General features: G+C 74.5%; 17 protein-coding genes and 3 tRNA genes. 7 read left to right on the top strand and 13 right to left on the bottom strand.

Annotation, left to right across the window (positions count from 1 at the left end; translation table 11 throughout):
• Positions 1–17: 17 nt before the first annotated feature.
• The 5 genes from ABD220_RS15080 (at position 18) to ABD220_RS15060 (ending at position 7027) form a co-directional block, all read left to right on the top strand.
• A complete protein-coding gene (locus tag ABD220_RS15080) occupies positions 18–1862 on the top strand; it encodes a glycoside hydrolase family 15 protein (RefSeq protein ID WP_344123914.1) in 1845 nt (614 codons plus the stop codon).
• Between the two features lie 9 nt (positions 1863–1871).
• Complete coding sequence (locus tag ABD220_RS15075; RefSeq protein ID WP_344123912.1) at positions 1872–3119, top strand: MFS transporter; 1248 nt, start codon at positions 1872–1874, stop codon at positions 3117–3119.
• 40 nt (positions 3120–3159) lie between these two features.
• Positions 3160–4194 (top strand): Gfo/Idh/MocA family oxidoreductase, encoded by a 1035-nt coding sequence (locus tag ABD220_RS15070; protein WP_344123910.1) that lies wholly within the window; start codon positions 3160–3162, stop codon positions 4192–4194.
• Entirely contained in the window at positions 4191–5243 is a 1053-nt protein-coding gene (locus ABD220_RS15065; protein WP_344123908.1) for a DMT family transporter, read from the top strand. The genes ABD220_RS15070 and ABD220_RS15065 overlap by 4 nt, the downstream gene beginning before the upstream one ends.
• A gap of 65 nt (positions 5244–5308) precedes the next feature.
• On the top strand, positions 5309–7027 hold the full coding sequence (locus tag ABD220_RS15060; RefSeq protein ID WP_344123906.1) for a glycoside hydrolase family 13 protein: 1719 nt from the start codon (positions 5309–5311) through the stop codon (positions 7025–7027).
• Positions 7028–7058: 31 nt separating this feature from the next.
• On the opposite strand, the gene ABD220_RS15055 is transcribed toward ABD220_RS15060, so the two are convergent.
• The 6 genes from ABD220_RS15055 to ABD220_RS15030 all read right to left on the bottom strand — a co-directional run bounded on the left by ABD220_RS15055 (position 7059) and on the right by ABD220_RS15030 (position 8703).
• A complete protein-coding gene (locus ABD220_RS15055; protein ID WP_344123904.1) occupies positions 7059–7556 on the bottom strand; it encodes a hypothetical protein in 498 nt (165 codons plus the stop codon).
• On the bottom strand, positions 7553–7711 hold the full coding sequence (locus ABD220_RS15050) for a hypothetical protein (RefSeq protein ID WP_344123902.1): 159 nt from the start codon (positions 7709–7711) through the stop codon (positions 7553–7555). Before ABD220_RS15050 ends, ABD220_RS15055 begins: the two co-directional genes overlap by 4 nt.
• Positions 7712–7775: 64 nt before the next feature.
• Positions 7776–8237, bottom strand: coding sequence for a hypothetical protein (locus ABD220_RS15045; RefSeq protein WP_344123900.1), 462 nt, complete (start codon positions 8235–8237; stop codon positions 7776–7778).
• A 105-nt stretch (positions 8238–8342) separates the two neighbouring features.
• Positions 8343–8415, bottom strand: a tRNA-Phe gene (locus ABD220_RS15040).
• Between the two features lie 63 nt (positions 8416–8478).
• Positions 8479–8552: transfer RNA gene (locus tag ABD220_RS15035), tRNA-Asp, on the bottom strand.
• A gap of 78 nt (positions 8553–8630) precedes the next feature.
• Positions 8631–8703 (bottom strand) — tRNA-Glu (locus ABD220_RS15030).
• 167 nt (positions 8704–8870) lie between these two features.
• Here ABD220_RS15030 and ABD220_RS15025 point away from each other — a divergent pair.
• Positions 8871–9215 carry a metallopeptidase family protein gene (locus ABD220_RS15025; protein ID WP_425552586.1) on the top strand — a complete coding sequence of 115 codons (345 nt, stop codon included), beginning with the start codon at positions 8871–8873 and terminating at the stop codon, positions 9213–9215.
• A 10-nt stretch (positions 9216–9225) separates the two neighbouring features.
• Here ABD220_RS15025 and ABD220_RS15020 read toward each other — a convergent pair whose 3' ends face one another.
• Positions 9226–10305, bottom strand: a complete 1080-nt coding sequence (locus ABD220_RS15020) for a universal stress protein (RefSeq protein WP_344123895.1) — start codon at positions 10303–10305, stop codon at positions 9226–9228.
• A gap of 177 nt (positions 10306–10482) precedes the next feature.
• Between ABD220_RS15020 and ABD220_RS15015 the strand changes: the two genes are divergently transcribed.
• The gene (locus tag ABD220_RS15015) at positions 10483–11844 is read left to right on the top strand and encodes a D-arabinono-1,4-lactone oxidase (protein WP_344123893.1); all 1362 of its coding nucleotides are present in this window, start codon (positions 10483–10485) and stop codon (positions 11842–11844) included.
• 85 nt (positions 11845–11929) lie between these two features.
• On the opposite strand, the gene ABD220_RS15010 is transcribed toward ABD220_RS15015, so the two are convergent.
• From ABD220_RS15010 to cysD, 6 genes are all read right to left on the bottom strand, one after another.
• Positions 11930–13357: an FAD-dependent oxidoreductase gene (locus tag ABD220_RS15010; protein WP_344123891.1), complete on the bottom strand. Its 1428-nt coding sequence runs from the start codon at positions 13355–13357 to the stop codon at positions 11930–11932.
• A gap of 99 nt (positions 13358–13456) precedes the next feature.
• On the bottom strand, positions 13457–14428 hold the full coding sequence (locus tag ABD220_RS15005; RefSeq protein WP_344123889.1) for an ABC transporter permease: 972 nt from the start codon (positions 14426–14428) through the stop codon (positions 13457–13459).
• On the bottom strand, positions 14418–15197 hold the full coding sequence (locus tag ABD220_RS15000) for an ABC transporter ATP-binding protein (RefSeq protein WP_344123887.1): 780 nt from the start codon (positions 15195–15197) through the stop codon (positions 14418–14420). The genes ABD220_RS15005 and ABD220_RS15000 overlap by 11 nt, the downstream gene beginning before the upstream one ends.
• The gene (locus tag ABD220_RS14995; protein ID WP_344123885.1) at positions 15194–16330 is read right to left on the bottom strand and encodes an ABC transporter substrate-binding protein; all 1137 of its coding nucleotides are present in this window, start codon (positions 16328–16330) and stop codon (positions 15194–15196) included. Before ABD220_RS14995 ends, ABD220_RS15000 begins: the two co-directional genes overlap by 4 nt.
• A 1-nt stretch (position 16331) precedes the next feature.
• Complete coding sequence (locus tag ABD220_RS14990) at positions 16332–17723, bottom strand: sulfate adenylyltransferase subunit 1 (protein WP_344123883.1); 1392 nt, start codon at positions 17721–17723, stop codon at positions 16332–16334.
• 2 nt (positions 17724–17725) lie between these two features.
• Positions 17726–18658: a sulfate adenylyltransferase subunit CysD gene (gene cysD / locus ABD220_RS14985; protein ID WP_344123881.1), complete on the bottom strand. Its 933-nt coding sequence runs from the start codon at positions 18656–18658 to the stop codon at positions 17726–17728.
• Positions 18659–18668: the final 10 nt, after the last annotated feature.

Raw genomic sequence — 18668 nt, 5'->3', positions numbered from 1 at the left:
GGGTCGGAGGGATGAGGATGGACGGTCCCACCCCGACGGCGCCGCCCATCGGGGACCACGGCTTGCTCGGCGGCACCCGCACGGCCGTGCTCGTGGCCGGTGACGGGACGATCGACTGGTGCTGCCTGCCCGGCTTCGACGGCACCCCGGTGTTCGCCTCCCTGATCGGCGGACCCGCTGCCGGACGCTTCCGGATGGGCCCCGCGCTGCCCGCCGGACCCCCGGCCCGGCGCTATCGGGGAAACACCGCCACCCTCGAAACGACCTGGGCCACGGGATCCGGCCGCCTGGTGCTCACCGAGGCCATGGTCGCCGAGGTCACCGGGCAGCTGCTGCCGGCCACACTCCTGGTGCGGCGGCTCTCCGCCCGGGACGCCCCGGTCACCGCGGTGATCGATTTCGATCCCCGCCTGGGCGAGCACCACCGCCGTCCCCGCACCCGCCGCGGACCGGGGCTGGTCTGCGACTTCGGCCGCCTGGCCCTGGCCCTGGACAGTGATCCGCCCCTGGAGATCATCCCGGCACGCCCGGCCATGATCACCGTGGAGCCGGGGCGCCCGGTCATCCTGGTGCTGGCCGCCGCCTACGGCGAACCCCTGGTGCGCATCGACCCCGCCGGCTCCTGGGACCTGGTGGCCGCCGATGAAGCCCGCTGGGAGCGCTGGGCCGATGAGATCCACGAGGACCTGCCGTACCGGCACGCCGTGGTGCGCAGCCTGCTCACCCTGCGGCTGCTGACCTATTCACCCTCCGGGGCCCCGGTGGCGGCCCCCACCACCTCGCTCCCCGAGCAGCCCGGGGGGATCCGCAACTGGGACTACCGCTACACCTGGCCCCGTGACGCCAGCATCGGGGTGCGCACTTTCCTGCGATCCGGCAAGCCGCTCGAGGCCGAACGGTTCCTCGGCTGGCTGCTGCACGCCAGCCGCCTGGACCGGCCCCGCCTGCCGGCACTGCTCACCCTGACAGGGTGCCGGGTCCCCGTGGAACGGACACTCACCGCATGGCCGGGCTACGCCGGCAGCACCCCGGTGCGCACCGGCAACGCCGCGGCCGGCCAGCACCAGCTCGACGGCTACGGGTGGGTCCTGGACGCCGCCTGGACGTACGAGCGAGCCGGGCACCGGCTGAACTCCGAGACCTGGCGGGCGATGCGCGCCTTCGCCGACACCGTCGCCCTCCGCTGGCACGAACCCGACGCCGGGATCTGGGAGATCCGCGACGACGCCGCCCACCACGTCCACTCCAAGCTCATGGGCTGGCTGGCCCTGGACCGGGCCCTGCGCCTGGGGAGGACCCACCGGCTGGGCGAGCCGCGACGCCGCCGCTGGTCGGCGGCCCGCCGTGACCTGGCCGAGCAGATCCGCACCAGCGGCTTCGCCCCGGACCGGGGCTGCTACACCCGCGCCTACGGTTCCGCCGATCTCGACGCCGCGCTGCTGGTCCTGCCCGTGCTCGGGTTCGAACCCCCCGGGTCGACGCGGGCACGCGCCACCGTGGACGCCATCCGGACCGAGCTGTCCGCCGGCGGCCCTCTGCTCCACCGCTATCCTCCGGGCCGCGACGGGCTGCCGGGCGGGGAAGGAGCCTTCCTGCCGTGCTCCTTCTGGCTCGTCCAGGCCCTGGCGAGCACCGGTCGCCGCCCCGAGGCCGTGGACCTGTTCGAGGAGCTGCTCGAACGCTCCACCGTCCTGGGCCTCTACGGGGAGGAGATGGACCCTGCCACCGGGGAGCACCTGGGCAACTTCCCCCAGGCCCTCACCCACGCCGCCCTGGTCGACGCCGCCCTGACGCTGCGCGACACAGCCCCGGAGGGTCCGTCCCGGTCCTGGCGTCCCGGGACCGGTCGCGACCCGTGGTAGAACGGGCCGGTGCGCCAGTCCGCCCCACCTCCTGACCCCTGCCCGGCCCCGCCCCGCGTGCCGGGATGGCTCGTCGTGCTCGCGGTGGTGGTCGTGGCGGTCGACCTCCGCCCCGGGGCCACCTCCGTGGGGCCGGTGCTCGCGGAGGTGCAGCAGGGTCTGGGGCTGGGCCCCACGATGGCCGGGGTGCTGACCGCCCTGCCCGGGCTCACCTTCGCCGCGGCAGGGGCGTGCGCGGCTCCGCTGTCGCGCCGGACCGGCATCAGCGGTGCCGTCACCGCCGGTCTCGTCGTGGTCGCCGTCGGGCTGCTGGCCCGGTCGGTCACCGCGTCGGCAGCGGTGTTCCTGGCCCTGACCGTGCTGGGCCTCGCGGGCATGGCGGTCGGCAACATCCTGGTGCCGGCCTTCATCAAGCGCCACGGAGGCCGGCGCACGGCGACGCTGAACTCCCTCTACACGACCGGCCTGGCCGTGGGCGCCACCCTGGCCCTGCTGGCGGCGGGGCCGTTGGCCGCGCGCGGGCCCGAGGGGTGGCGGGCCGCTCTGGGCCTGTGGGGCCTCGTGGCCCTGGCCGCCGTGGTCCCGTGGATCCTCGTCACCGTCCGCGACCGACGCTTGCCCGCCACGGCTCCGGGCCGTGCCCTGCGCGCCGGCCGCCGATCCTCGATCCTGCGCTCCCGCACCGCCGTGGCGCTGTGCGTCTACTTCGGCATCCAGTCGATGCACGCCTACGTCCAGTTCGGCTGGGTGGCCCAGATCTACCGCGACGGCGGCCTGGGCCAGGCCGAGGCGGGACTGATGGCCGCCCTCATCGCCGCCATGGGCATCCCGGGAGGACTGCTGATGCCCGTCCTCGTGGCCGGCTCGCCGCACCTGCGGCGGTGGATCGTGGGCCTGGGCGCCTGCATGGTCGCCGGCTACCTCGGGCTGCTCCTGGCGCCCGCCGCCGTGCCCTGGGCCTGGGCGCTGCTGCTGGGCGCGGGCGGCTTCGCGTTCCCCACCGCCCTGGCCCTGCTCACGGCCCGCTCCCGGGACCCCCGGGTCACCGCGCAGCTGTCCGGGTTCACCCAGCCCGTGGGGTACCTGCTGGCGGCGGCCGGGCCCTTCGCCGTCGGCGCCCTGCACGAGGCCACCGGCAGCTGGACCGCGCCCCTGCTGCTGCTGATGGCCACCGCGGTGCTCCTCGTCGTCGCCGGCGGCGTCGCGGCCGCGCCCCGCTTCGTCGACGACGAGATCGCGGGCACCGACGAACCGTAGCGGCACGGAGGGCGGGACGCCGACCGGCTATCGTGACGGCATGACCGAACAGGCTGCAGGACGAGAGCTCACCGCCGGACTGGTCGGCTACGGCATGGCCGGGAGGGACTTCCACGCGGACCTGCTGCGGCAGGCCGGCGGCCGGGTCACCGACGTCGTCACCGGCCACCCGGAGCGGGCCGCCCGCGCGGGCTCCGACTGGCCGGGGGTGCAGGTGCACCGGGACCTGCCCGGCCTGCTGGAGCGCTCACGGCCCGACGTGCTGGTCGTGGCCTCCCCCACCGGACTGCACGTGGAGCACGCGCTGGCGGGCTTGGAGGCCGGGATCCCCGTGGTGGTCGACAAGCCGCTGGCCATGGACCACGAGGGCGCGGTGGCCGTGGTCCGTCGCGCCGAGGCGACCGGGACACCGCTGACGGTCTTCCACAACCGGCGCTGGGACCGCGAGCAGCTGACCCTGGCCCGTGTGCTCGCCGAGGGGCACCTCGGGGACGTGCACCGGTTCGAGCGCCGCTGGGAGCGGTGGCGCCCGGTGCCCAAGGACCGGTGGCGGGAGAACGCGGTCGGCCAGGGCGGCGGGCTGCTGCTCGACCTCGGTCCGCACCTGGTGGACGCGGCGATCCAGCTGTTCGGGCCGGTGGCGGCGGTGCGGGCCGAGCTGCGCGCCCTCACGACGCCCACCGAGGACGACGTCTTCCTGGCCCTGGACCACGCCGCGGGCACGATCAGCCACCTGTGGGCCGGGAGCCTCGTGGGAGCGCCGGGTCCGCGGACCCGGGTGCTCGGCTCGGCCGGCGCCTTCCTGGTTCCCGGGCACGCCGACAGCCCCGGCCCCTTCGACGCTCTGGATCCCGGGGAGGGCATGGCGGGCCTGCTCGTCCACGGCACCGGGACCACCCCCGTGCCCACCGCCCCCGGCGAGCCCGCCGGCTTCTACCGGGCCGTGACCCGGTGGCTGCTCGGCGACGGTGAGGTCCCGGTGGACCCCTGGGACGCCGTGGCCGTCGCCGCGGTGCTGGATGCTGCGCGGCGCAGCGCCCGCACGGGGGCGGCCGACGTCCCGGCCGCGCCGTGAGCCGCACCGGGCACCACGCCGGCCTCGGCGCCGCGGCGATCCTGCTCACCTCGGTGCTGTGGGGCACGACCGGGACCGCGGCCACCTTCGCCCCGGGCGCCGGGCCGCTGGCGATCGGGGCCGCCGCCCTGGGGGTGGGCGGGCTGCTGCAGGCGGCGATCGCCCTGCCCGCGCTGCGCCGCTCGCGGCGGGCGCTGCGCCCGCACACCGGACTGGTGGCGGTCGGGGCCGTGGCCGTGGCCGTCTATCCGCTGGCGTTCTACAGCTCGATGCACCTGGGCGGCGTCGCGATCGGCACGGTCGTCTCCCTGGCCTCCGCGCCGCTGGCCTCGGGCGTCCTGGAACGCTGCCTCGAGCGCCGCCCCCTGAGCCGGTGGTGGATGGTCGCGGCGCTGCTCGGCGTCCTCGGCAGCGCCCTGCTGTGCCTGTCCCGGGCCGGCGGGTCCGGGGCCTCGGCCGCGGACACCGCCGCCGGCATCGGGCTCGGGCTGGTGGCCGGGGCGACCTACGCGCTGTACTCGTGGGTGGTCCACCGGCTGATGGGCCACGGAGTGGGGCGCGCGGCCTCGATGGGCGCGGTGTTCGGCGCCGGCGGGACCCTCCTGCTCCCCGTCCTCGCCCTCACGGGGGCGCCCCTGCTGGCCTCGGGGCAGTCGTTCGCCGTGGCCGCGTACATGGCGCTGGTGCCGATGTTCCTCGGGTACTTCCTGTTCGGCATCGGCCTCGCCCGGGTGCGCCCGAGCACGGCGACCACGCTCACCCTGACCGAACCGGCCGTCGCGGCGGTCCTGGCCGTCGTCGTCGTCGGCGAACGGCTGGCGGGCGCCGGGTGGGCCGGCCTGGCCGTCATCGCCGCCGCGCTCGTCGTCCTGGCCCTCGCCCCCGCCAACGTCGTCGAGCCCCGGCCGGGAACGCCCGGCCGGGCACCGACCGGCCGGGCACCGTCTGCGGAGGCGCCGTCCGCCCCGGCGACCGCGGTGGAGCAGCCGGGCGCGGCCCGGACGTCCGCCGTGCAGGCGGCCGTGACACCGCGCCCGGGAACCGACTAGGTCGGGGGCGCCCCCGCACCGGACAGCCCGAGGACGTACCCGTGGAAGAACCCGAGGAGCAGCACATGACGCAGCAGGTCAGCCGGCCCCCGATGACCGAGGACGGCCAGTGGTGGCGCTCCGCGGTGATCTACCAGATCTACCCCCGCTCCTTCAACGACTCCAACGGTGACGGCCTGGGTGACCTGCCCGGCATCCTCGGCCGCCTCGACTACCTCTCGGACCTCGGCGTGGACGCCCTGTGGCTGTCCCCGTTCTACCTCTCCCCCCAGCACGACGCCGGCTACGACGTCTCCGACTACCGCGCCGTCGACCCCCGCTTCGGCACCCTGGCGGACTTCGACCGGATGCGCGCCCGCATGGCGGAGCTGGGCATGCGGCTGATCGTGGACCTCGTGCCCAACCACACCTCCAGCGAGCACGAGTGGTTCCGGGCGGCCGTCGCCGCTGGGCCCGGGAGCCCTGAGCGGGAGCGGTACATGTTCCGGGACGGCCGCGGCGAGCACGGCGAGCTGCCGCCCAACAACTGGCGCTCCGTGTTCGGCGGCGAGGCCTGGACCCGCCTGCCGGACGGGCAGTGGTACCTGCACCTGTTCGACAGCACCCAGCCGGACCTCAACTGGGAGAACCCGGAGGTGTGGGAGGAGTTCCGCTCCGTCCTGCGGTTCTGGCTGGACCGGGGCGCGGACGGCTTCCGCGTGGACGTGGCCCACGGCCTCGTCAAGGCCGAGGGGCTGCCGGACTGGGACCACCAGGTGCACATGGTCGAGGGCGAGCACGACGCGCGGGAGCACGACGCCCCGGAGCACGACGTCCCGGAGACCCCGCTGAGCACGGGAAGCCCCTACTTCGACCAGGACGGCGTGCACGAGGTCTACCGCGACTGGCACCGGGTGCTCGCCGAGTACGAGGGCGACCGGATGATGGTGGCCGAGGCGTGGGTCGAACCGGCGCACCGGCTGGCGATGTACGTCCGCTCCGACGAGATGCACCAGGCGTTCAACTTCGACTTCCTGGTGGCCGGGTGGGACTGGGGCCGGTTGTCCCGGGCCATCGAGAACTCCCTCAGGGAGGCGGCGGGAGTCGGCGCGCCCACCACCTGGGTGCTGTCCAACCACGACACCGTCCGGCACGTCTCCCGCTTCGGCCTCACCGACCCCATCGCCTATCCCAAGGGGATCGACGCGGACGGCGAGCAGCCGGACCACGAGCAGGGACTCGCCCGCGGCCGCGCCGCCGCCCTGGTGGAGCTCGCCCTGCCCGGTTCCGCCTACCTGTACCAGGGGGACGAGCTGGGCCTGCCCGACCACACGCGCCTGCCCGCCGAGCTGCGCCAGGACCCGGCGTTCGCCCGCACCGGCGGCGAGGAGATCGGCCGCGACGGCTGCCGTGTCCCGCTGCCCTGGGCCGCGGGCGAGCCGGGCCACGGCTTCGGGGCCGACCCGTGGCTGCCGCAGCCCGAGATCTTCGCGGAGCTCGCGGCGGACCGGCAGGTGGGGGTCCCCGGCTCCACGCACACGATGTACCGCACGGCGCTCCGGGTGCGCCGGGAGCTCGGTCTCGGCCGCGGCACCTTCGCGTGGCACGCGAGCCACGACGCCGCGACGGGCCTGCTCTCGTTCGTGAACACCACCGCCGACGGGGTGCGGGTGCTCGTGGCGGCGAACCTGGGCGGCGCGCCGGCGCCCCTGCCCGTGGGAGAGCCGCTTGTGCTCAGCCGTGAGGACGCCGTGCAGGACGGTGCGCTGCGGCCCGAGCGGGCCGCGTGGTGGCGCCTGGGGTAAGGGCCTCCGCGGGCCGGGCCCGGCCGGCAGGTCAGTGGCTGGTGCGCCCCCGGGTCGACGCGAGCACCGGCGCGAGCAGCCGGTCGGCGAGCACGCCCGTGGCCACGGAGTACACCGCCTTGTGCAGGACGTCGACGGCCTGCTCGCCCGCCGGCCAGGACGCCGGCGGGGCCCCGACGCCGGTCGCGTTCTCCACGGTCTGGTCGAAGGCCAGCCGGACCACCGTGTGCCAGGCGTTGGCGTGCGCGCCCCGGATGCCGGTGACGGCCCACACCCCGCGCAGGGCGCCGAGGGCGGCGCCCGTGCCGTAGTGCATGGCGGAGTTCCAGCCCGCGGGCTGCTCGCGGTCGCCGGGGTGCCGTCCCAGCAGGGTGAGGAGGGCGCGTGCGGGGACGTAGGAGTCCGGGCGGTGGGTGAGCGCCTGCTCGGCCTTCTCCCCCAGCACCATCAGCCCGGCGCCGGCGACGCCCGCCGCGGCGCCGGTCGCCGCCGCCCGTCCGAGCAGGCTCCGGCGGGCGGACCCGGTCACGGCCGTTCCTGCCCGTCGCGGGTCCGGTCGGGGTCCAGCCCCTGCTGCTCCAGGTCGCGGTCGAGCTCGGCCCCCGGCTCGATGACCACGCCGTCCTCGCGCTGGTCGTCGACCGGTCCCCGCCCCGGTTCCTGCTCACGTCCGTGCTCGGTCATGTCGGTTCCCTCCGTCGTGGCCCCCGGGCCGGGCGGCCTGCCCCCAGTGTAGGCAGGATGCTGATCATTTCGCGGGGGTGGGTTCCGCGCACGTCCGGCGCAACCAGTCGCCGACCGGGGCCAGCGTCCGCTGCAGCTCGGCCAGCTCGGCGGGCTGCACGGACGGGCCCGCGGCGTCCAGGGCGGCCACGGCGTCGCCGAACGCGGGGCGCAGCTCGGCGGGCAGCCGGGGCACGAGGTCCCGCACGGAGGCGGCCGCCCCCTGCGGGCGGAAGTGGGGGTCCGGTTCGTCGCCGGACAGCGGCACGAGGGTCAGGGCGGTGTAGGCGCTGGCCACCTCGAAGCAGGTCTCCGGCTCCGAGGAGGATCCCGACGGCACCGGGGAGGGCGAGCCCGTCGTCGGCTCGAGGACGAGCCCGGACGGCGGCTCGCCTGCGCCGCAGCCCGTGCCCACCAGCAGGCACAGGACGGACAGCGCGGCCGTTGCTGCCCCGCGGGGGCTCGGTCGACGGGGATGGCGGATCACGGCTCCAGGGTAGGGAGCGAACCTCGGTGTCCGCTGGCAGCGGGCAGCACGGCCCGGGAACGACGAAACCGCCGGCCCCCACGAGGGGACCGGCGGTTTCCGCGGTGGCTCCGACCGGCGTCGATCCGGTGACCTTACGATTTTCAGTCGTACGCTCTACCAACTGAGCTACAGAGCCCCGGCACATCCGCAGCGGATATGCCGCGACGGCGCCGCATCTTGTCGATGAACGCCGTCCGAGCGACCCTGACGGGACTTGAACCCGCGACCTCCGCCGTGACAGGGCGGCACGCTAACCAACTGCGCTACAGGGCCTTGCTGTTTCCAACGAGGACTGATACTACCAGCATTCCTCGGCGGTTGTGCAAATCGGCGGGAGACCCTCCGATCGCGTACCCCCAACGGGATTCGAACCCGTGTCGCCGCCGTGAAAGGGCGGTGTCCTAGGCCACTAGACGATGGGGGCCAGAACACCCGCATCGACGGCCACGACCTCGGCGACCGAGGACCGTGACACGGGAGAAACCGAGTACAGCTTAGGGGTTCGCGCGGAGTCCGCACAATTCCCGCCCCACCCCTTCGGGACCCAGCCGCCGCCCGGGCTCGTGCGGTAGGAATGGGAGGGTGATCGAGATGACCCGCGAGGAGTTCGACGGCGCCGTCGACGACGCCATCGACCTGATCCCGGACGCGCTCTTCCGGGCGATGGACAACGTGGTGATCCTGGTGGAGGAGGAGCCGCCGGCGCACTCCCCCGAGCTGCTCGGCCTCTACGAGGGCGTGCCCCTCACCGCCCGGGACGGAGGGTGGGGCGCCGGCTCCCTGCCGGACCGGATCTTCGTCTACCGGGGACCGCTGCAGCGCATGTGCGCGGCACGCGAGGAGCTCGTGGAGGAGATCACGGTCACCGTCATCCACGAGGTCGCCCACCACTTCGGCATCGACGACGAGCGCCTGCACGAACTGGGCTGGGGCTGAGCCGGCCCGCTCAGGCGTCCCAGGGACGGATGTCGTCGGAGTCGAAGTTCTTGCGGGTCTCGATCCGCTCGTCGTAACGGTCCGGGACGATCAGCACGGGCCCGGCGGCGTTGTGCAGGACACCCTGCGACGTGGAGCCCAGGAGCATCCCGGCGAACCCGCCCCGGCCGCGCGTGCCCATCACCACCAGGCCGTTGCGCCGGGTCTGCTCGACCAGCACCTGCACCGGCGCCCCGTCCGCGAGCTCGGAGCCGATCTCCAGGTCCGGGAACCAGCTCTCGAGCCAGGCGACGCCGCCGTTCAGCGCCCGCGCGACGTCGTCGTACATCGCCTCGAAGTCCACCGCCGTCGGCATCCAGGCGAGCGCCCCGCTCACGGGCGGGAGCGCGCACAGCACCGTCAGGGGGACGCCGAGCAGGCGCGCCTCCTCCGCGGCGTAGAGCATGGCGGCTCGGGCCTGGGTGGAGCCGTCCGAGCCGACGACCACGCGGTCCACGAGGGTCCGGGCGCTCGTGAGCTCCGCCGCGCCCAGGTGCTCCTGCGCCCAGGGCAGGGGCACCACGCCCGTGGGGCACTTGGAGTGCGCCGGCACCGCCGTGGAGACCGTGCCGAGGAGCCGGCCCAGCAGGCCGCCCCGGCCGCGGGAGCCGAGGACCAGCAGCTCCGCCGTGCGGCTCAGCTCGAGCAGGGCGCCGGAGGGGTCTCCCGTCTCGACGGTCGCCCGCAGCTCCACCCCGACGTCGCGGACCTGGTCCGCGGCGTGGTTCAGCAGCTCCTCGACGCCCTGGGTGAGGGCGGCCTCGTCCACGGTGGCGTAGCCGGTGTCGAACCCCGAGCCCGAGAACACGGGCAGGCTGTACGCGGTGACCAGCCGCACCGGGCGGCCGCGGCGGCGGGCCTCCCGGGCCGCCCACCGCAGGGCCCCGAGGCTCTGCTCGGACCCGTCGATGCCCACGACGATCTCGCCGGTGGCGTCGAGGGACCGGCCCTGCCCGCCGCCCGAGGGGATGCGGTGGCGCACCGCCTCCCCGCCCAGCGTGGTCTCGGGCGGCTCCTCGCGCTCCCGGTCCGGGGACGGGTGGTCGGTCATGGTGCTGCCTCCTGTGCGCGTCCTCGGTCCGCGGCGCTCCGGTGCCGCCGCGGGCTCGTCTCCGATGGTACGCGCGGCGGGGCGGCGGGGCGGGGTCCCGCGGAGCGCCGGAGCGCCCCCGGGATGAGAGGATGAGGGCGCACTGTGCACTTGCTGCGAGGAAGGACGGTCCCGCCGATGAGCGAGATCTCGCTGCCCGAGGCCCTGCCCGGCGAGACCGGGACGAGAGAGTGGGTCACGTGGGCCAGGACGCACTCCGTGACCCCCCGGCACGTGCTGCGCCCCACCTCGGTGCCGGAACTCGCGGACGGGGTCGTCACCGCCGTGCGCCGCGGTCTGGGCGTGCGCGCGGTGGGCTCCGGCTGCAGCTTCTCGGCGCTGCCCCTCGCCCCCGACGTCATGCTCGACCTCTCCGGGCTCCGCGGGGTGCCGGCCGTCGACGAGCAGAACCTGCGGGTCACGGTCCTGGCGGGCACCACGATCCGCGATCTGAACCAGGAGCTGGACGCCCACGGGCTGGCCGTGACCAACCTCCCGGACAGCGACTGGCAGACGGTCGCCGGCGCCGTCTCGACCGGCACCCACGGGACCGGCCTGGCCTTCGGCTCCCTGTCCCAGCAGGTGGTCGCCCTGAGCCTGGTCACGGCCGGCGGCGAGCTGGTGGAGTGCTCCGCCGAGCAGCGCCCCGAGCTGTTCCAGGCCGCGCGCGTGGGCCTGGGAGCCGTGGGGGTCATCGCGAGCGTCACTCTCGAGTGCGAGCCGACGTTCCGGCTGCACGCGGCGGAGCTCAAGGAGCCGCTCGGCCAGCTCGTGGACACCCTGGGCAGCCGGATGGCCGGGGCCGACCACTTCGAGTTCTACTGGACGCCGGGCACCGCCACCGCCCAGACCCGGATCCTGACGCGCCTGCACAAGCTCCCGGACTCCTACACGCGGCCCGGGTCCCCCGTGGCGCGCACCGTCCGCCGGCTCGACGACGCCGTGCTGCGCAACACCCTCACCGCGGGGCTGAACCAACTGGCCACCGTCCTGCCGCGCTCCACGCCGGGGCTCAACCGCCTCGACGCCCTCACGAACAGCCCGCGGCAGTACAGCGACCTCTCCTTCCGGGTGTTCACCGTGCCGCGCCGGACCCGGTTCGTCTCCTCCGAGTACGCGCTGCCGGTCGAGGAGCTCGTCGTCGCCTTCCGGGAGCTGCAGGCGCTCATCGAGCGCCGCGACTACTCGTTCTCGCTCCCGGTGGACGTGCGCTGCTCCGCAGCGGAGGACGCCTGGCTCTCCCCCGCCCACGGCCGGGAGACGGGCTGGATCGCGCTGCGGCAGTACTGGCGCCGGTACGACCCGAAGGTCTTCGCCGCGGCCGAGGAGATCTTCGTGGCCCACGGCGGCCGCCCGCACTGGGGCACGGTGCACACTCAGGACGCGGAGCACCTGCACTCGGTGTACCCGCGGTTCCAGGACTTCCTCGACGCCCGCGCGGCGGCGGACCCGGACGGGGTGTTCCTCAACGACCATGTCCGCGGACTGCTGGGCCTGTAGGCCCGGCCGCGGCGCACGCTCCGACAGCGCGAGGGGCCGCGTCCGGCAGGACGCGGCCCCTCGCGGCTCGGCACGGAGCGGCGGATCAGACGGGTGAGGAGACCGGCTCCGTCACGCCTTCGCGGGAGACGCTGACCATCTCCTCGCGCTCGACCACCTTGACGCGCTCGCGCGGGTTGCCCTCGGCGTCGTGGGAGGACTGGCCGAGGCCCTGCTCGTACTCGTCGAGGGCCAGCCAGCCCTCCCAGGTGGTGTACTCGACGCCGCGGGCCTCGAGCACGTCGTTGACGGACTCGGGGTCGGGACGGGTGGCGCCCGGCAGCACGGGGCGGTCCTCCAGGAGGTGGGTGACCGTCTCGAGGGCGTCGGACTTGGTGGCGCCGATCAGCCCGACCGGACCGCGCTTGATCCACCCGGTCGCGTAGAGACCGTGCAGCACGGTGCCGTCCTCGGCCAGGACGCGGCCCTCCACGTTGGGGATCACGCCGCGGCCGTCGTCGAACGGCAGCTCGGGCAGCCGGGAGCCCAGGTAGCCCACCGCGTGGTAGACGGCCTGCACGGAGTAGTCGACGTGCTCGCCGGTCCCGGACACGGAGCCGTCGCCGTTGAGACGCGTGCGCTCCATGCGCAGACCCGTGACCCGGCCGTCCTCCCCGAGCACCTCGCGGGGGCTCTGCAGGAAGTGCAGGTGCAGCCGCCGGGAGGCGGTCTGCGGGGAGTCGTCGGCCCGCCACTTCTCGAGCGTCTTGACCATGACCTTGACCTGGTTGTTCTCGGCGATGGCCTGCTCGGAGCCCTCGTCGTACTGGAAGTCCTCGTCGTAGACGACGATGTCGACGTCCCGCGACTTGGCGAGCTCGCGCAGCTCGAGGGGCGTGAACTTCACCTGGGCGGGGCCTCGGCGGCCGAAGATGTGCACGTCCGTCACCGGGGACGCCTTGAGCCCCTGGTAGACGTTGCCGGGGATCTCGGTGACGAGCATGTCGTCGGCGTGCTTGGACAGCACGCGGGCCACGTCGAGGGCCACGTTACCGTTGCCGATGACCGCGACCTCGCGGGCCTCGAGCGGCCAGGTGCGCGGGAAGTCCGGGTGGCCGTCGTACCAGGCCACGAACTCGGCGGCCCCGTGCACGCCCTTGAGGTCGTTGCCGGGGATGTTCAGCGGGGCGTCGTAGACGGCCCCGGTGGCGAAGATCACGGCGTCGTAGTGGGCGCCGAAGTCCGCGAGGGTGAGGTCCCGGCCGAACTCCACGTTGCCGAAGAAGCGGATGTCGCCGCGGCCCAGGATGGCGCGCAGCGCGGTGATGATGCCCTTGATGCGGGGGTGGTCGGGGGCCACGCCGTAGCGGATGAGGCCGAACGGGGTCGGGTAGCGGTCGAACAGGTCGATGCTGACCTCGAGCTCCCCGTTCTTCACGGGCTCGGACTTGGTGAGCATGTCCGCGGCGTAGATGCCGGCCGGGCCGGCGCCGATGACGGCGACGCGCAGGGGGCGGGTGGTGGTGTCAGCCACGTGGGTTCCTTTCGATTGCGCGCACGGTGTGTACCGCGCGCATCGTAGACCGGGTCCAAGTTTAGTGAAGTCGTCCCAGGATCTCCTGGGTGAGAAGGCTCACGGCCGGTGGCCGAGCAACCCCCGTCCGCGCAGCAGGCGCCGCTCCACGGGGTTGAAGAACAGCAGCTCCACGAGGATGCCGACGACGAGGATCGACAGGACCGCGACCATCACCACCGCCATGTTGGAGACCGTCCGGCCCTGCTCCAGCAGGGAGCCGAGGCCGAAGCCGATCGAGCCGCCGATCGCGATGAGCTCCGCGCCCATGAGCGAGCGCCAGGAGAACGCCCAGCCCTGCTTCAGCCCGGCGAGGTAGCCGGGCAGGGCCGCGGGGAGCACGACCTTGCTGGCCATCGTCCACCCCCGGGCGCCGAGCACGTGACCGGCCCGGCGCAGCTGCGGCGGGATCTGGTCCACGCCCGCGAGCATGCCGTTGATGATCGAGGGGATGGCACCCATGAGCACCACGAAGTACACCGTCGCGTCGGACAGACCGAACCAGATGATCGCGGCGGGCACCCAGGCGATCGACGGCAGCACCTGCAGGCCCGAGATGATCGGGCCCACGGCGTCGCGCAGTCCGCGCCACTGGGCGATGAGCAGCCCCAGGGGCGTGGCCACCGCCACCGCCACCAGGAAGCCGCTGATCCCCCGCCACAGGCTCGTGCCCAGGGCGCCCAGTACGGTGCCGTCGCCGAGCAGCGCGCCGAACTGCCGCGCGACGTCCAGCGGACCGGGCATGACGTCCGGGCGGGGACCGAGGAGGGCGACGAGCAGCTGCCACAGCAGCAGCCCGGCCACCAGGGCGACCAGGGGCGGTGCCACCTTGGTGCGGAACACCTCCCCGGCCGAGGTCTTGCGCGTGCGCTCGGTCTGCAGGGCGTCGAGGCCGGCGAGCTCCTCGCCGGTGCCGCCCTGATCGTGGTGCGGCACCGGGGGCAGGCCGGGGGCCGGCGCCTCGGCGTCCCGGGGCGCGGGGATCCCCGGCGCTGCCGGCGGCGCGGCGGGGACGGCGGTGTCATTTCGCATGGCGGCTGATCTCCTCACGCAGGCGTGCGGTGATGGTGCGGGTCAGCTCGCCGAGGGTGTCGTCGAGCGACTGGGCGTTGCCCTCGAAGCCGTAGGACTCGGGGTCCTTCCACGGCCGGGTGTCCCACTCCTGGACCACCTGACCGGGACGGGAGGACATGAGCAGCACCCGCTGGCCCAGCCGCACGGCCTCGGCGACGTTGTGCGTGATGAACACGATCGTCCGGCCGGTGGTGCGCCAGACGCGCAGCAGCTCCTCGTGCAGCAGGTCCCGGGTGATGGCGTCGAGCGCGGAGAACGGCTCGTCCATGAGCAGGACCTCCCGCTCCTGGGCCAGGGCCCGGGCGAGGGCCACGCGCTGGCGCATCCCGCCGGAGAGCTCGTGCGGGCGCTTGTCCGCCGCGTGCGGCAGCCGGACCAGCTCGAGCAGCTCCCCGGCCCGTGCCCGCCGCTGGGCGGCGGGGACACCGCGCAGCTCCAGGGCGAGCTCGACGTTGCGCCGCGCCGTGAGCCAGGGGAACAGCGCCGCGTCCTGGAACATCAGGGCCGCGCCCTCCGCGGGGACCGTCACGGAGCCTTCGGTCGGCTCCTCGAGGCCCGCCACGATGTTCAGCAGCGTGGACTTGCCGCAGCCGGAGGCGCCGAGCAGGGCGACGAACTGGCCGCGCTCCACGTCGAGGTCCACGTCATGCAGGACCGGACCGTCCTCGGGGGCGAAGCTCTTGCCGAGGCCCTGGAGCCGGATCGCGGTGGTGGTCGCGGTGCTCATGCGCCCCCCTCCGGATCCGGGCGGACCCGGTCGAGGACCGCGGTGTCCACGAGGCCCTCCAGCGAGGCCTCCTCCGTGGTCCCCGCCGCCACGCCGTCGGCGAGCAGCTGCGGGTAGGTGTCCGCGAGGGGGTCGGTGGTCCACTCGATGGCTTCGAGGGCGCCCGCGACCGTCTCCTGGGGCAGGGTCTCGGTCTGCGCCCTCTCCAGGCCCCGGTTCAAGGTGGCGGCCAGCAGCTCCGGCTCCTCCTCGTGCTCGTGCAGCCAGTCCACGGACCGCTGCAGAGCGCGCACGAGCTCCTCGACGGTCTCGGGATGGCGTTCCAGGTAGTCCCTGCGCACCACCAGGACGGTCGTGGGGTAGCGCCCGTCCGACCAGAGGTCCCGCTCGTCCACGAGGACCCGGGCACCGTCCTGGACGGCGCCGGTGGCCCAGGGCTGGGGCAGCCAGGCGCCGTCCACACGGCCCTGGCGCAGCATCGAGATGGTCTGGCCGTTGGCCATGGGCGTGATCGCCACGGAGCGCTCGCCGTCGCCGTCCACCTCGTAGCCCTGCTCGGTGAGCCAGGTGCGCAGCGCCACGTCCTGGGTCCCTCCGAACTCGGGGCTGGCGACGGTGCGCCCGGCCAGGTCCTCCGGGCCCGCGACCGCGGGACGCACCACGAACTGCGCCCCGCCCGAGGCGGCGCCCGCGACCACGGCGAGCGAACGGCCCTGGGAGCGGACGAAGGAGTTGATCGCCGGGTTGGGGCCCACGAACGCGGCGTCGACCGAGCCGGCGTTCATGGCCTCCACCGCCGTGGGACCGCTGTTGAAGACCTGCGCGGACAGCGCCGTGTCCCCCAGCTCCTCCGCGAAGTAGTCGTTCTCCAGACCGACGAGGGCGGGGCCGTGGGTGAGGTTGCCGAAGTAGCCCAACCGCAGTTCGGCCGCGTCGGAGGTCTCCACCGCGGTCGCCTCCCAGGCCGCGAGCGTCCCGTTGCTGCGGAGCGCGGTGGCGGCCACCGTCAGGGCGGCCAGGAGCGCGAGGGCGAGCAGCACCAGCGGCCAGCCCCGGCGGCGGCGCCCCGAGGCGGCGCGCCCGCCGTCGCCGGCCGTCACCGTGGTGAGGGCAGGCGGCTGCTGCCGACCCACCTCAGGCGTCCCGCACGAGCCCGGCGGCGAGCGTGTTGCCCGTGGCCGGGTCGACGACCAGGAAGGCGCCGGTGCGCCGCAGCCGGTCGTAGGGGTCGACGGGCAGCGGGGAGGCCAGCCGCAGCCGGACCCGCCCGATGTCGTTGAGCTCGAGGGTGGCCGCGTCCCGGAGCACGAGCTCCTCGAGGTCCAGCCGCCCCTCGAGCTCGACGACCATGGCCTGGACCGTGGCGGCGCCGTGCTTGACGAGCACCCGGGCGCGGGGCTGCAGGGGCCGCTCGCCGAGCCAGGCGACCGAGGCGACGAGGTCCCGGACCGGCTCCGGCAGCTCGTCGTCGGCGCTCGCGACGAGGTCGCCGCGGGCGATGTCGATGTCGTCGGCCAGCTGCAGGGTCACGGACAGGGGCGCCGCGGCCTCCGTCAGCTGCTCGCCGGGCAGGGGCGCTCCGGGGGCGGGCGCGGTGCCCGCCACGTCGATGCCGGTGACCGTGGTGCGCCGGCCCGCGGGCAGGACCACGACCTCGTCCCCGACCGCGACGGTGCCGGAGGCGATCTGGCCCGCGTAGCCGCGGTAGTCGCGCAGCGCCTCGGCGTCCGCGCCCGGCGCCGTGCCGCCCTGCGGGCGGATGACGTACTGGACGGGGAAGCGGAAGGGGCGGGCGGTGCCGCGGCCGGACTCGTCCACCGTGGGCAGCTCCTCGAGCACCCGCAGCAGCGGCCGCCCGGAGTACCAGGGGGTCCGCGCGGAGGGCTCCACCACGTTGTCGCCCTCGAGGGCGGAGACGGGCACCACGTGCACGTCCTCGACGCCCAGCCGGGCGGCGATGCTCGTGGCGTCCGCCGCGACCCGGTCGAAGACCTCCTGGTCGTAGCCGACGAGGTCGATCTTGTTCACGGCGACCACCACGTGCGGCACGCGCAGCAGCGACACGACGGCCAGGTGCCGCCGGGTCTGCTCGACCACGCCGTGCCGGGCGTCCACGAGGAGCACCACGGCGTCGGCCGTCGAGGCGCCCGTGACGGTGTTCTTCGTGTACTGCACGTGGCCGGGGCAGTCGGCGAGGATGAAGGAGCGGCGGTCCGTGGCGAAGTAGCGGTAGGCCACGTCGATGGTGATCCCCTGCTCCCGCTCGGCGCGCAGGCCGTCGGTGAGCAGGGCGAGGTCGAGCCGGCCCGTGCCGCCGCCGAAGCCGCGCTCGGCGGAGGTGCGGCCCACGGCCTCGAGCTGGTCGGCGAGGATGGCCTTGGCGTCGTGGAGCAGCCGGCCCACCAGGGTGGACTTGCCGTCGTCGACGGAGCCGGCGGTCGCGAAGCGGAACAGCGAGCCGGGGTCGATCGTGGGGACGTGCTCGGCCACGAGGGCGGGCCCGGTCGCGGTGCTGGGGGAAGTCATGTCTAGAAGTACCCGTCCTTCTTGCGGTCCTCCATGGCGGCCTCGGAGATCCTGTCGTCCGCGCGGGTGGCCCCGCGCTCGGTGAGCGTGGACACGGCGACCTCGGCCACCACGTCGGCCACGGTCCGTGCCCCGGAGAGCACGGCGCCGGTGCAGGACATGTCCCCCACGGTGCGGTAGCGCACGGTCTGCCGCTCCACGGCCTCGGTGCCGGCCGGCGCCGAGAACTCGCCCACAGCCATCCACATCCCGTCACGGCGGAACACGTCCCGCTCGTGGGCGTAGTAGATGGGCGGCAGCTCGATGTTCTCGCGCTCGATGTAGCGCCAGATGTCCAGCTCGGTCCAGTTGCTGATGGGGAACGCCCGCACGTGCTGGCCGGGGGTGTGCCGGCCGTTGTAGAGGTTCCACAGCTCGGGGCGCTGGTTGCGGGGGTCCCACTGGCCGAACTCGTCGCGCAGGGACAGGATCCGCTCCTTCGCGCGGGCCTTGTCCTCGTCGCGGCGGCCGCCGCCGAACACGGCGTCGAACTTGTTGTCCGCGATGGCGTCCAGCAGCGGGAGGGTCTGCAGCGGGTTGCGGGTGCCGTCGGCGCGCTCGAGCAGCCGGCCGTCGTCGAGGTAGTCCTGCACGCTCGCCACGACCAGGCGCAGGCCCAGCCGCTCCACGGTGCGGTCGCGGAAGTCGAGGACCTCCGGGAAGTTGTGGCCGGTGTCCACGTGCAGCACCGGGAAGGGGATCCGCCCGGGCCAGAAGGCCTTGGCGGCCAGGTGCAGCATGACCACCGAGTCCTTGCCGCCGGAGAACAGCATGGCGGGGCGGTCGAACTCCGCCACGACCTCGCGCAGGATGTGGATGGACTCGGCCTCGAGCGCGTCGAGGCTGCTGTGCACGCCGGCCTGCGCAGGGGCCGGGGCGGTGGTCGGGGTGGTCACGTTCGTCTCC

This window comes from Kocuria aegyptia (assembly GCF_039530085.1).
In the GTDB taxonomy this organism is placed as follows: domain Bacteria; phylum Actinomycetota; class Actinomycetes; order Actinomycetales; family Micrococcaceae; genus Kocuria; species Kocuria aegyptia.
This window is presented reverse-complemented; position numbering and strand designations above follow the sequence as displayed.

Bases quoted from the DNA above. Each gene is read 5' to 3' on its own strand.
- ABD220_RS15080 (WP_344123914.1), top strand. From the start codon at position 18: ATGGACGGTCCCACCCCGACGGCGCCGCCCATCGGGGACCACGGCTTG.
- ABD220_RS15070 (WP_344123910.1), top strand. From the start codon at position 3,160: ATGACCGAACAGGCTGCAGGACGAGAGCTCACCGCCGGACTGGTCGGC.
- ABD220_RS15060 (WP_344123906.1), top strand. From the start codon at position 5,309: ATGACGCAGCAGGTCAGCCGGCCCCCGATGACCGAGGACGGCCAGTGG.
- ABD220_RS15050 (WP_344123902.1), bottom strand. From the start codon at position 7,711: ATGACCGAGCACGGACGTGAGCAGGAACCGGGGCGGGGACCGGTCGAC.
- ABD220_RS15025 (WP_425552586.1), top strand. From the start codon at position 8,871: ATGACCCGCGAGGAGTTCGACGGCGCCGTCGACGACGCCATCGACCTG.
- ABD220_RS15020 (WP_344123895.1), bottom strand. From the start codon at position 10,305: ATGACCGACCACCCGTCCCCGGACCGGGAGCGCGAGGAGCCGCCCGAG.
- ABD220_RS15015 (WP_344123893.1), top strand. From the start codon at position 10,483: ATGAGCGAGATCTCGCTGCCCGAGGCCCTGCCCGGCGAGACCGGGACG.
- ABD220_RS15005 (WP_344123889.1), bottom strand. From the start codon at position 14,428: ATGCGAAATGACACCGCCGTCCCCGCCGCGCCGCCGGCAGCGCCGGGG.
- ABD220_RS15000 (WP_344123887.1), bottom strand. From the start codon at position 15,197: ATGAGCACCGCGACCACCACCGCGATCCGGCTCCAGGGCCTCGGCAAG.
- ABD220_RS14990 (WP_344123883.1), bottom strand. From the start codon at position 17,723: ATGACTTCCCCCAGCACCGCGACCGGGCCCGCCCTCGTGGCCGAGCAC.